Raw genomic sequence first — 14,659 nt, 5'->3', positions numbered from 1 at the left:
ATGCAACCCTATCTGATTTCCCAACCGGGCATTCGCATCAGCCTCGCCGAGCTGATTGAAATGCGTCATCGCGTGCGGGAAGTGCAGCTGTTCTCCACCCCCAGCCAGCGCAGCCCGCTGATTGGTCTGCACCATTCCAAGCTGCGGGGGCGCGGGGTGGACTTCGATCAGGTCAGGGTCTATCAGGCCGGCGACGACGTCAGGACCATCGACTGGCGCGTCACCGCACGCACGCAAGAACCCCACACCAAGCTGTTTCACGAAGAACGCGAGCGGCCGATTTTCATCATGGTCGAGCAAAGCCGCCGCCTGTTTTTCGGGTCCGGGCTGATGTTCAAGTCAGTCCTCGCCGCCCAGGCTGCCGCGCTGGTGGGATGGGCCGCACTGGGCCACAACGACCGGGTCGGCGGGCTGGTGTTTGGTGACAACGAGCATTACGAAATCAAGCCGCGACGCAGCAAGCAAAGCCTGCTGCAACTGCTGAACCGGCTGGTGCGAGTCAATCAGTCGCTGCATACCGAGGCGGCTGCCGACCGTGACACCTTCGGCGTGGCGCTGCGTCGTGCGCGGGAGGTGATGCGTCCGGGCAGTCTGGCGATCATCCTGTGCGACGAGCGCGCGCTGTCCGATTCGGCCGAACAGCAACTGGCCTTGCTGTCACGGCATTGCGACCTGTTGCTGCTGCCGCTTTCCGACCCGCTGGACCACGCGTTGCCTGCCGCCGGTTTATTGCGCTTCGCTGACCGCGGCGCGCACCTGGAGCTCGACACCCTGAACGCCGACCTGCGCCAGAGCTACCGTGCCCAGGGCGAAGCGCGTCAGGCGCGCTGGGAACTGCTGGCGCAGAAACTGCGCGTGCTGTTGATGCCGCTGAGCACTCAGCGTGAAATGGTCGAGCAATTGCGCGAGTACCTCAACGGCCAGCGTCCGGTGAAACAGCCATGAGTGCGCTGGACCAGCTGCAACCGCTGATCCTGCCGGAGCCGGTCGGGTTCTGGCCGCCCGCGCCGGGCTGGTGGCTGTTGCTGATCCTGCTGCCCGCGCTCGGCTACGGCCTGTGGCGAGCGCGCACGCTGCTGCCAAAAAAGGCCAGCGCTGACACCGTCGAGCCATTGGACCCCTTGCGCCAGGCCGCACTGGTCGAACTCGCGCAGATGCCCAAACCCTACGACGGCGCACCGGCCGGAGCCTGGCTGCAACAGATCAACGGCCTGCTCAAGCGCCTGTGCCGCAATCACTACCCCTACAGCCAGAGCCACACCCTCAATGGCCGCAAATGGCTGGCGTTCCTCGACAACCGCTGCCCGGCCGCCGGCCTCACGCGCTGGATGATCCTCGTCGAGGGCGCCTACAAGCCCGAATGCAAACTCGACGACAAGGCCATCAACGGCCTGACCCAGTCGGTCGAGACCTGGATTCGCAAGCATGTTTGAGTTCGCCTGGCCGTGGCTTTTCGCCCTCCTCCCGCTGCCCTGGCTGATGCGCCTTGTGCTGCCCGCCGCAGACAGCGGCGAAGCGGCGCTGAACGTCAGCTTTCTCCAGGAGCTGGAAGGTCTGGCCGGGCGCCGTGCGCGAACCCATTTGCCGGGCTGGCGGCGACAATTGCCGTTCGTGACCGTCTGGCTCTTGTTGCTGGTCGCTGCCGCCCGTCCACAATGGCTGGGCGAGCCGTTACCGGTTGCCGCCAGCGGCCGCGATCTGCTGGTCGCAGTGGACGTGTCGGGATCGATGGATTACCCGGACATGGTCTGGAAAAACGACGAGGTCAGCCGCCTGACCCTGGTAAAAACCCTGCTGGGGGACTTTCTTGAGCACCGTCAGGGTGATCGCATCGGCCTGATTCTGTTCGGCAGCCAGGCATATCTGCAGGCGCCGCTGACCTTTGACCGCAAGACCGTGCGGGTCTGGCTGGACGAAGCGCGGATCGGCATTGCCGGCAAGAACACCGCTATCGGCGACGCGATCGGCCTGGCGTTGAAGCGTCTGCGCCAACGCCCGGCCCAGAGCCGCGTGCTGATTCTGGTCACCGACGGCGCCAACAACGCGGGCCAGATCGACCCGAGAACGGCCGCGCGTCTGGCCGCCAGCGAAGGCGTGAAAATCTACCCCATCGGCATCGGTGCCGATCCCGATAAAGGCGCCACCAGCATTCTTGGCCTCAACCCCAGCCTGGATCTGGACGAGCCTGCGCTGCGGGAAATCGCCGCGGTCAGCGGTGGGCAGTATTTCCGCGCGCGCAACGGCGCCGAACTCGCCGGCATCGGCAAGGCGCTGGACCGGCTTGAGCCGGTGGCACAGCAACCGACCCAGGCACGTCCGGCCCGGGCGCTTTATCATGTGCCGTTGGCGATGGCCCTGTTGCTGAGCCTTCTGCTGGTGGTCCAGGAGCGCTGGCCGAACAACCCGGTTTACCGCCTTTTATCGCGCCGCCCGACGCTTGTACAGGCCACGCTGTGGCGTGAACGCTTGAAGCGCCTGACGAGGCGCCCATGATCGACTTTCTCTCCGGTCTATGGCCCCATTGGTCCCGCCCTGGCTGGCTGCTCCTGTTGCCCGCGCTCGGCTGGCTGTTGTGGCGGTTATGGAATCGGCAGAAGCGCGTCGGGCGCTGGCAGATGATTTTGCCCAGCGCGTTTCATTCAGCGTTGCTCAGTGGCGGCGGTGGCCGGGACAGCAAATGGCCGTGGGTGGTACTGGGTCTCGGCTGGTTGCTGGCGGTCCTGGCACTGCTCGGCCCGAGCTGGCAGCGTGTCGAGCAGAACAGTCAGCGGCCGGTTGATCCACTGGTGGTGATGCTCGAACTGACGCCGGAAATGCTCGCCGCCGACAGCCCGCCCACCCGCCTGGAACAGGCGCGACGCAAAGTGCTCGACCTGTTACAGGCGCGCAGCGATTCACAGACCGCGATCATCGTGTATGCCGGCAGCGCCCACACGCTGGTGCCGCTGTCGGACGACCTGACGACCAGCAAAAACCTGCTGGATGCGATCAAGCCGTCGATCATGCCCGAAGCCGGCCAGCGCGCAGACCTCGCCGTGCGCAAGGCTCTCGACTTGCTGGAACAGGGCGACCTCGGTCAAGGGCGGCTGCTGTGGATCGGTTCGTCCCTCAGCGACGCCGAGCGTCAGGGCATTCGCACCGCGATGACCGGCCGCGACGCCCCTCCTTTATTGATGCTCGGCGTCGGCACCGCTGAAGGCGCCCCGGTCACCCAGGAGAAAGGCGGTTTTCTGAAGGACGCCCAGGGCGGCATCCTTGTGCCGCGTCTGGACGGGCCGGTGCTCAAGGATTTCGCCGACGGCATGGGCGGTCGCTACACGTCGCTGCGCCTGGACAACCAGGACCTCAACGACCTGGGCCTGCTCGACGGTCCGAAGAGTCTGATCAGCCAGGGCCAGAAAGTGCGCCTCGACCGCTGGGCCGACCAGGGCTACTGGTTGCTGTTGCCACTTCTGCTGCTGGCCGGTTGCGCCGGGCGACGCGGTTGGTTGTTGTGCCTGCCGTTGCTGATGATGGCCGTGCCGCAACCCAGCTATGCCTCTGGTTTCGACGACCTGTGGCGCCGCCCCGATCAACAGGGCGAGCATCTGCTCAAGCGGCATCACCCGGCAGAAGCCGCGCGGCATTTCGAAGACCCGCAGTGGCAAGGTGTCGCGCTATACCAGGCCGGTGACTACGCCGGCGCCGTCCAGCGCTTTGCCCAGGGCAGCAGCGCCGCCGACCATTATAATCGCGGCAATGCGCTGGCCCGAAGCGGTGAGCTGGAAGCCGCCATCGACGCCTATGAACAGGCGCTGGAGCGTCAACCGGACTTCCCGGCGGCGTTGGCCAACAAGGCGTTGGTGGAACAGGTGCTGGAGCAGACCAAGGCATCGGATCAGGGGAAAGCCGACGAGAAGGCGAAGACTGACGAGAATGCAGACAAGGCCCGCGAAGGCAATGCCGGACAGTCGTCGTCGAGCGCGCAGTCGGCGGCGCAGGAGGCCAATGCCGACCGCTCGGCCAGCGATCAGCAAAGCGCCGCCGACGAGCAGGCTTCCGGCGCAGGATCCGACAGCGATGAGCCGGCGCGTGCCTCCGGCAAACCGGGCGACGGGCAAATCGATGGCGAGCAGAAACAGGCGCTCGAACAATGGCTGCGGCAGATCCCCGACGAACCCGGTGAGCTGTTGCGGCGCAAATTCTGGTACGAACAACAGCAGCATCAGGAAAAGACCCGATGAGTCGTCTGCACAGGTTGCTGATTGCAGGAATGTGGTGCCTGTTCGCTCTAGTGGCGCAGCTGGCACAGGCCGAGAGTGCGGGCTCCACGCTGCAATCCAGCGTCGACCGCACGCGCGTCAACACCGGCGAAACTGTTGAACTGACCCTTGAAACCGACGACGCGACCGTCTTCGGCAGGCCGGACATGACCGCGCTGGACACCGACTTCGAAGTGCGCGACACCCGCCAGCTCAACAGCCTGACCACACTGGAAGGCAACGTTCACGCGACGACTCGCTGGCTGATCACGCTGATGCCGCGCCACAGCGGCTCGATTGAGATTCCGTCGCTGAAGCTGGGCGAAATGATCAGCAAGCCCATCGTGCTGCAGGTGGTCGATGTCGGCCCCGTCGCCCAGGGTCAGGAGCAGAAGCTCGCCCCGGTGTTCATGGAGGCGAGCCTCGATCAGGACAGCGTGTATGTTCAGGCGCAGGTCTTGCTGACCGTGCGCATCTACCACTCGGTGTCGCTGTTCGACGACAGCAGCCTGACGCCGCTGCAAGTGCCGGACGCGCGCATCGAAAAGCTCGGCGACACCCGCACATACGAGAAGCAGATCAACGGCATTCGCCACGGCGTGATCGAAATGCGCTACGCGCTGTACCCCCAGCACAGCGGTAAGCTGACCATCCCGGCCCAGGCGTTCAGCGCCACGCTGGTTCAGGACACCACCGACGCCAGTGCGGCCGCCGCCATGGCACCGGGCGCAATCGCCAGCGGGCCGAAGCCGGGCCGATTGATGCACGTAACGTCGCTGCCCCTGACCCTCGACGTCAAGCCGCAACCGGCGCACTACCCCGCCGACACGCCATGGCTGCCGGCGCGCAGTGTCAGCCTCAGTGAGAACTGGAGCCCGGAGCCGGCCCACAGCCAGGTCGGCGATTCCCTCACGCGCACCTTGCAACTGAAAGCCGAAGGCTTGTCCAGCGCGCAGTTGCCGCCGCTGCCTGCCACCGACGTCAGCGCATTGCGGCGTTACCCCGATCAGCCGCAACTGAGCAACAAGCCCGGTGAGCGCGGTTTGACCGGCGTGCGCGAGGAGCGGGAAGCGCTCGTCCCCAACCGTCCCGGCGCCATCGAGATTCCTGCTATCGATCTGGTCTGGTGGAACACCCAGGAAGATCACCTTGAACACAGCGCCCTGCCCGCCCGCACCTTGCAGGTCACCCTTAACCCGGCGTTTGCGGTGGACACGCCCGTGAGCGACAACAGCAATGTGACGGTGATCGGCCCGCCGGTGTGGCCGTGGCAGTTGAGCACAGTGCTGTTGAGCTTCACCACGTTGCTGGGCTTCGGCCTGTGGTGGCGCGGTCGTTGGCAACCGGCGCTGGCCCGGGTCGCGCAAACGGGGCCGAGTCCGCGTACAGTGCTCGACGACCTGAAACGCGCCTCCCTGGCCAACGATCCCCACGCCACCCGCCAGGCGCTGGACGCCTGGGCCCGACAGCAGCCGGAAACCCTGGCCGATATGGCTGCGCGCTTCGTGCCGCTGTCCCATGCGCTGGACGGCCTGAACGGCGCGTTGTACAGCGAGACCGAAAAACTGTGGCTGGGCGAAGACCTCTGGCGCGCCGTCAAAGCGCTGCCCGCCATCGAAAACCCCCAGGACCCGAGCGGGGGCGACAGCTTACCGCCGCTTTATCCGAAATGATTTCCATCGATCAGCGCATTCTCCGGTCACAGACAAAATGCGCTGATTGTTAAACCAAGGTACCCCCATGCGTCTGTTCCACACCTCCGACTGGCACCTCGGCCAGAACCTCCATGGTCAGGAGCGAGATTTCGAACACGCCGGCTTCCTGACCTGGCTGCTGGCCCGTCTCGCCGAGCGCAAACCGGATGTCCTGCTGATCGCCGGCGACATCTTTGACACGGTCAATCCGCCGGTCAAATCCCAGGAGCGGCTGTACGACTTCATCGTCAGCGCCCACGAACAGAACCCGCACCTGACCATCGTGATGATCGCCGGCAACCACGACTCCGGCTCGCGCATCGAGTTGCCCGCGCCGCTGATGCGACGCCTGCGCACCCACGCGCTGGGCCGGGTGCTGTGGCTTGACGATGGCGTGCTGGACGTTGACCGACTGCTGCTTCCACTGAGCAACGCCAAGGGCAAAGTCCTCGGCTGGTGCCTAGCGTTGCCTTTTCTGCGGCCGGCCGAAGTCACCGGCGCGGCGTTGGGCGACAACTACCTGCGCGGCATCGGGCAGGTCCACGACATGCTTATCGCCGCGGCGAATCAGCGGCGCAAGAAAGGCCAGGCCCTGATCGCCATCAGCCACGCGCACATGGCCGGCGGCTCGGTGTCGGAAGACTCCGAACGCAGCCTGATCATCGGCAACGCCGAAGCCCTCCCCGCCAGCCTCTTCGGCGAAAGCATCACCTACGTGGCGCTCGGGCATCTGCACAAACCCCAGCGAATCAACGGCGAGGACCGCATCCGCTACTGCGGCTCTCCCATACCGCTGTCGTTTTCGGAAATCGGCTACCAGCATCAGATCCTCGAAATCGAGTGCGACGGCGACAAGCTGGTCAGCGTCAAACCCCTGCTGATCCCCCGTGCCGTCAACCTGCAACGGGTCGGCCCGGCGCCACTGGCCGAGCTGTTGCTGCAACTGCGGGATCTTCCGGACATCGATTTGCTGGCTGACGTCGACCGTCAGCCGTGGCTCGAAGTCCGTGTGCGTCTGGACGAACCTCAGCCGGACCTGCGCAACCAGATCGAAGCCGCGCTGGAGGGCAAGGCCGTGCGACTGGTGCGCATCGCCGCCGAATACGCCGGCAAGGGCAGTCGTGATGAAGACGCCAATCAAGACCTGATCGAACTGGACCAGTTGAGCCCGCAGGAACTGTTCAGCCGTGCATGGCAGGACAGCTACGGCAGCGAAGTGGATGAGCAGACGCTGCAGGACTTCGCGACCCTGCTTCAGGACGTGCAGCTGGAGAGCGAGCAGCCATGAAAATCCTCGCCATTCGCCTGAAAAACCTCGCCTCGCTGGCCGGCCCGTTCGAGCTGGATTTCACTGCCGAGCCCCTCGCCAGCGCCGGCTTGTTTGCCATCACCGGCCCCACTGGCGCGGGCAAAAGCACGCTGCTGGACGCCCTCTGCCTGGCGCTATTCGGCGCGATTCCCCGGCTCAACAACATCGGCCAGTCCCGCGTGCCGGAGATCGACGGCGACATCAGCACCAACGACCCGCGCAACCTGCTGCGTCGCGGCACCGGCAGCGGTTACGCCGAGGTGGATTTCGTCGGCATCGACAAGCGCCGTTATCGCGCGCGCTGGGAAGCCAACCGCGCCCGTGACAACGCCACGAAAAAACTCCAGGCCAGCCGCCAGACGCTGATCGACCTGGACAGCGGGCAGATTCTCAGCACGCAGAACAAGACCGAGTACAAGACCCTGCTGGAAGCGCGCCTGGGGCTGAACTTCGAGCAGTTCACCCGGGCGGTGATGCTGGCGCAAAGCGAATTCAGTGCCTTCCTCAAGGCCGACGACAAAGACCGCAGCGAACTGCTGGAAAAGCTCACCGACACGGCGATCTACAGCCAGCTGGGCCGTCGCGCCTACAGCAAAAGCAAGGAAGCCGAAGAAGCGCTGAAAACCCTTCAGGCCCAGGCCGGCACGCTGACGCCGATGGAGCCTGCGCAGCGCGCCGAGCTTGAGCAGCGCTTCAACGACGCTCAACAGCAACTGAAGCTGGAACAGGCGCAACTGCGCCAGTTGGAGCTCAAGCAGCAATGGTTCAAGGAATTGAATCGCCTGCGCGACAGCCACCAGGCCGCCAACGAACAGCTCGCCAGCGCCCAGCAGACGTGGGACGCACACAGCGCCGATCGTCAGCAGCTCGCGTTGTTGGAGCGTCTGGCGCCGCAGCGGCATCTGTTCGGTCAGCGCGCCCGGCTGCAGGCTCAGCTCGCGCCGCTCACCGCCGCGATTCAGACCCATCAGCTCAAGCAAACCGGGCTCAATGGGCGCATCGCCGAGCTGGACAGCACACGCATCAGCGCCGACGGCGCGTTGCAGCAGGCGCAGGAACAACTGCTCAACGCGCGGCCGGCCCTGAGTGAAGCGCTTGAACAGCAGGCCCAGCTCAATCATCTGAATCAGGAGCTGCAACCGCTCGGCGAGCAGGCGCGCGCCGCGCAGCAAGCCAGCATTGAGGGCCAGTCGACGCTCGAGCACCTGGGCGAGCAGCAACGCCAGGTCGAAGTGCGTTTGCAATCGATCGCCGAGCAACTGGAGCAGAGCGCGTCGCTGACCACCTTGAGTCAGTCGTGGAGCGCCTACAGGCCGCGTCTGCAGCAAACCGTGCAACTCAGCGCGCGTCTGATCCAGGGCCGTGGCGAGCTGCCGCAGCTGGAAAAAAACGCCACCCTCGCCGAGCAGACCCTGAGCGAACGCCGCAGCGCCCTGCAGGCGCTTTACGACGACGCCGAGGTCAAGGCCGATGCGGTCAGCCACGACATCGAGCGGCTGGGGCAACTGCTGCAAGACAACCGCCAGCAGCACAGCGCCAGCGACTCACTTGAACGTCTGTGGCAGCGCCATCAGGACGTCGCCGGCCGCCTGCTCGACGTGCAAACCCGCCAGCAGCAGGCCACCGAACGTCGTGCCCAAGGCATCGCCCAGGGCCTGAAACTCAAGGCCGAACATGAAGCCGCCGAGCAGGCGCTGAAGGTCACCGTTGAACTGCTGCAACGCCAGCGCCTGACCCGCAGCGCCAGTGTCGAGCAACTGCGCGAGCAATTGGTCGATCAGCAACCGTGCCCGGTGTGCGGCAGCGAAGACCATCCGTATCACCAGTCCGAGGCACTGCTTGAAGCGCTGTCGGGCCACGACGACGGCGAGGAAGCGCGCGCCCGGCAGACCGTCGGGCAGCTCAGCGAAAAGCTCGCCGAGCTGCGCGCCGAAGTTGCTGAGCTGAACAATCAGCTTAAGCAGTCCAAGCCGCAGCAAGACCAACTGGCCGAACAGTTGCAAACCCTCGCGCCTGAACTGGAAGCTCACCCGCTGCATCCGCGCCTGATGGAGCAACCCGAGCACCTGCGCGGGGACTGGCTGAGCGAACGCCTGCATCAACTGGCCCAGGACATCTTCAGCGCCGAGCAGCGCCAGAGCCGTCTGCTGAAAGTGCAACGGGATGCCGAATCCCTGCAGCAGCAGGTGCTCGATGCCCGCGAGGCCAGTCAGCAGGCGATGAAGCTGCTGGACGATCAGCAACGCCACATCGCTCTGGACAACCAGGAGTTCGAAGCGGCGCTGCAGGAGTTCGAGCCCCTGCTCCCCGCCGAAAGCCTGAGCCAGTGGCGCGAGTCGGCGACCCAGAGCTTCATGCAGCTGGACAACGACATTGCCGCGCGCGTCGAGCAGCTCGATCAGCAGAAGGCCGAGCAGCAAGAGCACAGCGAGCGGGCGCAAAAACTGGAGCGCGAGCAGGTTGCGCAGCAGAGTCGCGAGACAGAACATCAGAAATTGCAGGCGCAACTCGCTGCCCGTCAGCAGCAGCAACAGACGGTGCAACAACAATTGGCGCAGACCCTCGGCGACCATGCATCGCCCGAGCGCTGGCAGCACGCCCTTGAACAGGGGGTCGAGCAGGCCCGTGAGGCTCAGGCCGCCATCGCCCACGAACTTCAAGCGGCGCGCAGCGAACTGATCAAGGTGACTGCGGAGCTGGAGGGCGAACAACAGCGCTTGCAAGCCCTCGAACAGGACGTGGCAGAGCTCGAACGGCAGATCGCCGAGTGGCGCAGCAGCCACAGCGAGCTTGACGATGCCGCCCTTGAAGCCTTGCTGGGGCTAAGCGACGACAGCGTCAGCGGGTTGCGTCAGCAATTGCAGTCCAGCGAAAAAGCCCTGGAGCAAGCCAGGGTTCTGGTGGCAGAGCGCGCGGCGCAGTTGCAGCAGCATCAGGCCCAGCACAGTGACAGTGGCGACGCCGAGCAGTTACTCGCGGCGTTGACCGAAGCGCAGGCGCAATCGGTGGTTCAGGATCAGCAGTGCGCCGACTTGCGTGCCCAGGTCAGTGAAGACAACCGCCGTCGCGACGCCAGCAGCGAGCTGCAAGAGCGCATCGCTCACGCCCAGTCCGAATACCAGCGCTGGGGCCGCCTCAACGCGCTGATCGGCTCGGCCACCGGCGACACGTTCCGCAAGATCGCCCAGGCCTACAACCTTGATCTGCTGGTGCACCACGCCAACGCGCAGCTCAAGCAACTGGTGCGTCGCTATCGCCTGAAACGCGGCGGCAGCATGCTCGGCCTGCTGGTCATGGACACCGAAATGGGCGACGAGCTGCGCTCGGTTCACTCGCTCTCGGGCGGTGAAACGTTCCTGGTCTCCCTGGCCCTGGCGCTGGGCCTGGCGTCCATGGCGTCCAGCACGCTGAAGATTGAATCGCTGTTCATCGACGAAGGCTTCGGCAGCCTCGACCCCGAATCCCTGCAACTGGCCATGGACGCCCTCGACGGGCTGCAGGCCCAGGGCCGCAAGGTCGGGGTGATCTCCCACGTACAGGAAATGCACGAGCGAATCCCCGTGCAGATTCAGGTCCGGCGTCAGGGCAATGGCCTGAGCACCGTCGAGGTCAGCAGCGGCTAAACCGTTTTTTCACGACGCACGGACACGCCTGATGGCGTTTCTGTGCAACCCTGTATCCCTTGCGCGGCAGCAGTCGCGCCAAACTCGAAAGAAGGTAGAACCACGTGGCAAACTCCAAAGTATTTTTCGACATCACTGCCAACGACGAGCCAATGGGCCGCATTGTCATGGAACTGCACAACGACGTCGTTCCGAAAACCGCTGAAAACTTCCGCGCCCTGTGCACCGGCGAAAAAGGCGATGGCCTGAGCTACAAGGGTTCGTCGTTCCACCGCGTGATCCAGAACTTCATGCTGCAGGGCGGTGATTTCACCAACCACAACGGCACTGGCGGCAAGTCGATCTACGGCAACAAGTTCGAAGACGAAAACTTCACCCTCAAGCACACCGCCCCGGGTGACCTGTCGATGGCCAACGCTGGCCCGAACACCAACGGCAGCCAGTTCTTCATCACCACCATCGTCACCGAATGGCTGGACGGCAAACACGTCGTGTTCGGCAAAGTCGTTGAAGGCATGGACGTGGTCAAGGCCATCGAAGCGCTGGGTTCGCAATCCGGCCGCACCAGCAAGAAAGTCATCATCGCCGACTGCGGCGAACTGACCGAGGCCTGAGCATGACGTCGGCGCCTCACGCTGAATCGACGGTGCCGACGCTCTACTCGTTCCGCCGCTGCCCCTACGCCATGCGCGCCCGCATGGCGCTGGGGTATTGCGGCGTACCGGTGCATACCGTGGAAGTCAGCCTCAAGGCCAAACCGGCCGAGATGCTCGAACGCTCACCCAAAGGCACGGTGCCGGTTCTGGTGCTGCAAGACCGGGTGCTGGAGCAAAGTCTGGACATCATGCATTGGGCCCTGGCGCAGCATGACCCGGATGATTGGTCCCTGGCCGACGACGGGCAGCGGCAGATCGCCGAGCTGATCGCGGAAAACGACGGCAGGTTCAAGCAGGATCTGGATCACTACAAATACGCCGTGCGTTACCCCGCATTCACCCAGGAAGAATACCGCCAGCGGGGTGAGGATTTTCTGCGCAGGCTGAACGAATTACTGGCGTCACGGGACTTTCTGATCACCGATCGACTGACCCTCGCCGACATCGCCATTGCGCCGTTCATACGGCAGTTCTGCGCGGTGGATGCGGACTGGTTCTGGCAAAGCCCCTACCCCCACCTGCAACGCTGGTTACAGCGATTTCTCGCATCGGACCTGTTCATCACCGCGATGGCCAAACGCTGATTGCAACGGCGTTGGTTAATAGCCAAACCCTTTCGCTACACCACTTCCATCTGAAAGATCGGCGAAATCATTTCGCTGTGCCGTGGCGGCGGGTTGCCGGCGTTGAGCTTCTGCGAGCGCTGCATCTCGACCGCTTCAGCGACCTCGGTCTTGAACGCCATGCTGCGTGCCACACCGCCCACCGAACCTTCGCCATGGCCGAGCAATGAGCAGCCGTTGTTGATGACCGCAAAAAACACAATCACCCAGAAGTTCGCGCCTTTCACGACGCACGCCCTTGGGAATGAACCGCCGCGCGATTAAGTTCAACGGACGCTGTTTGCGTCGACATCTGCGACGGGGCATTGAGTGGTGGGTTCGTGCTGATGACGGTGACCACTGCGATGAAAACAACATACAACGCGATGGCGGTATAAGCGCCGTGTTTGATTGAAGTGAGAATGGCAGTGGCCATGTTTGCAGCTCCGGGACGTGTCTGTTTCAGGCGCCCAGAATGCTTGAAGGTGCTCTTATTAAAAAACGATGGCGGACGATTCAAAACATCGACGGGCTTGATTATTCAAGAAGTTAATCAGCTTGATAGACCAACGCATTGGTCCTATTGACATCAATCCAAGTGGGAGCGAGCTTGCTCGCGAATAGGCTGGGACATCCACCAAATCTCCAGAGGCTGAAATGCAGTCTTCGCGAGCAAGCTCGCTCCCACATGATCGGTGCCTGCTGTTGGAAACCGGGCGTCGCCCCTTGAATCCAGCCCACAAAAAAATCCCCATCGCTTATCCAGCAGACGGGGACCAAAGGGGAGGAAATCAACGCTTTCGCGAACAAGCTCGCCGACACTTGATGCATGGCCTGACACGCGGTGGTCAGTGGGTCGCATCAACCTGTAGAAGACGAAGTTGCTCGCGAAAGCGTTTTCCGGCTTTCAGAAAGTTGCAGATCAAATCAGGTTCTTACAAATCCATTCCCCGGCAACGATACGTTCGTTAACGGGGAATGGATTCACTTCGAAGTGCTGTTCATTGTTGAATCTTGTGATCCAGAGCGGCGTAGAAGTTGGCGCTTTGTTGCAGGTACTTCGGGGTGTAACTCTGGGTCGAACTGACTTTCTTGTCGGTCGCTTCAACACTGGCACTGGCGGGCAATGCAACAGTGGCGGAGATGGAGAAGAGATTGAAGTTCATGGTGGGTACCTCGCTGTGGTGTCGTTTCAAGTCTTGACCGTCGTGGCCGTGGAATGAAAGTTACGCCCGAGGATGTTCTGGAAAAAATCTTTTCTGGCACTAGCCCATATCACCTGAATTGATACAGGCCCGGAGCCCTTGAGAACCAAGGGCTGAGCCTGCGTCAAAGTGTCGCTGAGCTGCTTGCTCGGGGATTACTTGGCCGTGAGGAAATGAAAGTCGGACGGCGAATCGAAGTCGACTTTCTGCACGGTGTCGCCCAGCAGGCCGGTTTTCGGGTCAAAGCGAACGGTCACGATCTGGTTGCTCTTCTGGTTGGCGATCAGCACAAAGTGGCCGCTCGGGTCGAAGGCGAATTCCCGCGGTTCCTTGCCTTCCACGGCGCGGCGCTGGATTTCCTTGAGCTGGCCGTTGGCAGCGTCAATGCTGAACACCAGCAGCTCGTTCACTTCGCCACGGTTGGCAACGTAGAGGAATTTGCCGTCCGGCGAGGTGTGCAGGCCACCGGCAGCGCGGTTTTGCTGACCTTCCTTGTTGGCGAGGTCCACCAGTTGGGTCTGCTTGAACACGCCGTCGTGGTAGTCAAACACCGCCACTTGCGCCGTCATTTCCATCGTCAGCCAAGCGTGCTTGCCGTCTTTGCTGAATGTCAGATGGCGCGGACCGCTGCCCGCTGGCAGATCCACTTCAGGCACTTTCGCCGGTTGCAGGGGCTGAGGCTTGGTGGCGTCGTAGTTGAAGACGAACATCTTGTCAGCGCCCAGGTCCATGGCGATCAAATGCTTGCCGTCGGGCGTAGGGACCGCCGCGTGAACGTGGGACGAAGCCTGACGCTCCGGATTGACCTTGCTCGCTTCGTGGGCCGCGGTCTGCACCACCGGCGCGAGTTTGCCGTCCTTGCCGACCGGCACTACCGCCAGCAGGCCACCCGGATCGGGGTTCACGGCGTAGTTGGCGACGAAGAGGAAACGGCCGTCCAGGCTCAGGCTGGAATGGGTCGGCTCCTCACTTTTGGTTTCGACCTGATTGAGGAACGACACCGCGTGGGTCTTGGGGTCGATGGCGTAGCTGCTGACTTTGCCGACGACGTCAGTCTGGCCCGGCCCGTTTTCGTTGACCGCGAAAAGGTGGCGCTGGTCCTTGGAGAGGGTCAGCCAGGACGGGTTTTCAGTGTTGATCACCTGACGCGGTTTGGCGTCGAGCTGACCGGTTTGGGTATTGAAACCGAGTCGGTAGATGCCTTCGCTGGCGCCGGCGGTGTAGGAACCCACCAGTACGTCGTAATCAGTCATGGGTTTGGCCTGAGCAGAGAGCGCGGAAAGGCTGCTGGCGAGCGCTAACCACGGCAGAAGTCTGGGAGTCATTTGG

General features: G+C 63.3%; 12 protein-coding genes and 1 pseudogene. 9 read left to right on the top strand and 4 right to left on the bottom strand.

The genetic code is table 11. The features are described 5' to 3' along the window. The 9 genes and pseudogenes from SLW74_RS14320 to SLW74_RS14280 all read left to right on the top strand — a co-directional run bounded on the left by SLW74_RS14320 (position 1) and on the right by SLW74_RS14280 (position 12,107). The gene (locus tag SLW74_RS14320) at positions 1-945 is read left to right on the top strand and encodes a DUF58 domain-containing protein (protein ID WP_065986160.1); all 945 of its coding nucleotides are present in this window, start codon (positions 1-3) and stop codon (positions 943-945) included. Beyond that, complete coding sequence (locus SLW74_RS14315; RefSeq protein ID WP_065986161.1) at positions 942-1,433, top strand: DUF4381 domain-containing protein; 492 nt, start codon at positions 942-944, stop codon at positions 1,431-1,433. Before SLW74_RS14320 ends, SLW74_RS14315 begins: the two co-directional genes overlap by 4 nt. Next, positions 1,426-2,493 carry a vWA domain-containing protein gene (locus SLW74_RS14310; RefSeq protein WP_410929282.1) on the top strand — a complete coding sequence of 356 codons (1,068 nt, stop codon included), beginning with the start codon at positions 1,426-1,428 and terminating at the stop codon, positions 2,491-2,493. The genes SLW74_RS14315 and SLW74_RS14310 overlap by 8 nt, the downstream gene beginning before the upstream one ends. After that, positions 2,490-3,858, top strand: a pseudogene (locus SLW74_RS14305) (VWA domain-containing protein); the annotation flags it as partial. The gene SLW74_RS14310 and the pseudogene SLW74_RS14305, both read left to right, overlap by 4 nt. A gap of 361 nt (positions 3,859-4,219) precedes the next feature. Then, complete coding sequence (locus SLW74_RS14300) at positions 4,220-5,914, top strand: BatD family protein (protein WP_410929281.1); 1,695 nt, start codon at positions 4,220-4,222, stop codon at positions 5,912-5,914. A 67-nt stretch (positions 5,915-5,981) separates the two neighbouring features. Next, complete coding sequence (locus SLW74_RS14295) at positions 5,982-7,223, top strand: exonuclease SbcCD subunit D C-terminal domain-containing protein (RefSeq protein WP_065986165.1); 1,242 nt, start codon at positions 5,982-5,984, stop codon at positions 7,221-7,223. After that, positions 7,220-10,867 (top strand): AAA family ATPase, encoded by a 3,648-nt coding sequence (locus SLW74_RS14290; protein ID WP_410929280.1) that lies wholly within the window; start codon positions 7,220-7,222, stop codon positions 10,865-10,867. The genes SLW74_RS14295 and SLW74_RS14290 overlap by 4 nt, the downstream gene beginning before the upstream one ends. A gap of 104 nt (positions 10,868-10,971) precedes the next feature. Next, a complete protein-coding gene (locus SLW74_RS14285) occupies positions 10,972-11,481 on the top strand; it encodes a peptidylprolyl isomerase (protein ID WP_296312085.1) in 510 nt (169 codons plus the stop codon). A gap of 32 nt (positions 11,482-11,513) precedes the next feature. After that, entirely contained in the window at positions 11,514-12,107 is a 594-nt protein-coding gene (locus SLW74_RS14280) for a glutathione S-transferase (protein WP_410929377.1), read from the top strand. Positions 12,108-12,142: 35 nt separating this feature from the next. On the opposite strand, the gene SLW74_RS14275 is transcribed toward SLW74_RS14280, so the two are convergent. The 4 genes from SLW74_RS14275 to SLW74_RS14260 all read right to left on the bottom strand — a co-directional run bounded on the left by SLW74_RS14275 (position 12,143) and on the right by SLW74_RS14260 (position 14,655). Then, a complete protein-coding gene (locus SLW74_RS14275; RefSeq protein WP_410929279.1) occupies positions 12,143-12,373 on the bottom strand; it encodes a hypothetical protein in 231 nt (76 codons plus the stop codon). Further along, the gene (locus tag SLW74_RS14270; RefSeq protein ID WP_410929278.1) at positions 12,370-12,561 is read right to left on the bottom strand and encodes a hypothetical protein; all 192 of its coding nucleotides are present in this window, start codon (positions 12,559-12,561) and stop codon (positions 12,370-12,372) included. Before SLW74_RS14270 ends, SLW74_RS14275 begins: the two co-directional genes overlap by 4 nt. Before the next feature lie 565 nt (positions 12,562-13,126). Next, the gene (locus SLW74_RS14265; RefSeq protein ID WP_410929277.1) at positions 13,127-13,291 is read right to left on the bottom strand and encodes a hypothetical protein; all 165 of its coding nucleotides are present in this window, start codon (positions 13,289-13,291) and stop codon (positions 13,127-13,129) included. Between the two features lie 194 nt (positions 13,292-13,485). Beyond that, the gene (locus SLW74_RS14260) at positions 13,486-14,655 is read right to left on the bottom strand and encodes a lactonase family protein (protein ID WP_410929276.1); all 1,170 of its coding nucleotides are present in this window, start codon (positions 14,653-14,655) and stop codon (positions 13,486-13,488) included. Between the last annotated feature and the right edge of the window lie 4 nt (positions 14,656-14,659).

It is taken from the genome of Pseudomonas sp. W5-36 (genome assembly GCF_046540455.1).
GTDB classification, from domain to species: Bacteria; Pseudomonadota; Gammaproteobacteria; order Pseudomonadales; family Pseudomonadaceae; genus Aquipseudomonas; species Aquipseudomonas graminis_B.
This window is presented reverse-complemented; position numbering and strand designations above follow the sequence as displayed.

What these genes read in the sequence shown, in the direction of transcription:
- SLW74_RS14260 (WP_410929276.1), bottom strand. Translation starts at nt 14,655, where the DNA reads ATGACTCCCAGACTTCTGCCGTGGTTAGCGCTCGCCAGCAGCCTTTCC.
- SLW74_RS14315 (WP_065986161.1), top strand. Translation starts at nt 942, where the DNA reads ATGAGTGCGCTGGACCAGCTGCAACCGCTGATCCTGCCGGAGCCGGTC.
- SLW74_RS14300 (WP_410929281.1), top strand. Translation starts at nt 4,220, where the DNA reads ATGAGTCGTCTGCACAGGTTGCTGATTGCAGGAATGTGGTGCCTGTTC.
- SLW74_RS14320 (WP_065986160.1), top strand. Translation starts at nt 1, where the DNA reads ATGCAACCCTATCTGATTTCCCAACCGGGCATTCGCATCAGCCTCGCC.
- SLW74_RS14290 (WP_410929280.1), top strand. Translation starts at nt 7,220, where the DNA reads ATGAAAATCCTCGCCATTCGCCTGAAAAACCTCGCCTCGCTGGCCGGC.
- SLW74_RS14310 (WP_410929282.1), top strand. Translation starts at nt 1,426, where the DNA reads ATGTTTGAGTTCGCCTGGCCGTGGCTTTTCGCCCTCCTCCCGCTGCCC.
- SLW74_RS14295 (WP_065986165.1), top strand. Translation starts at nt 5,982, where the DNA reads ATGCGTCTGTTCCACACCTCCGACTGGCACCTCGGCCAGAACCTCCAT.
- SLW74_RS14265 (WP_410929277.1), bottom strand. Translation starts at nt 13,291, where the DNA reads ATGAACTTCAATCTCTTCTCCATCTCCGCCACTGTTGCATTGCCCGCC.
- SLW74_RS14270 (WP_410929278.1), bottom strand. Translation starts at nt 12,561, where the DNA reads ATGGCCACTGCCATTCTCACTTCAATCAAACACGGCGCTTATACCGCC.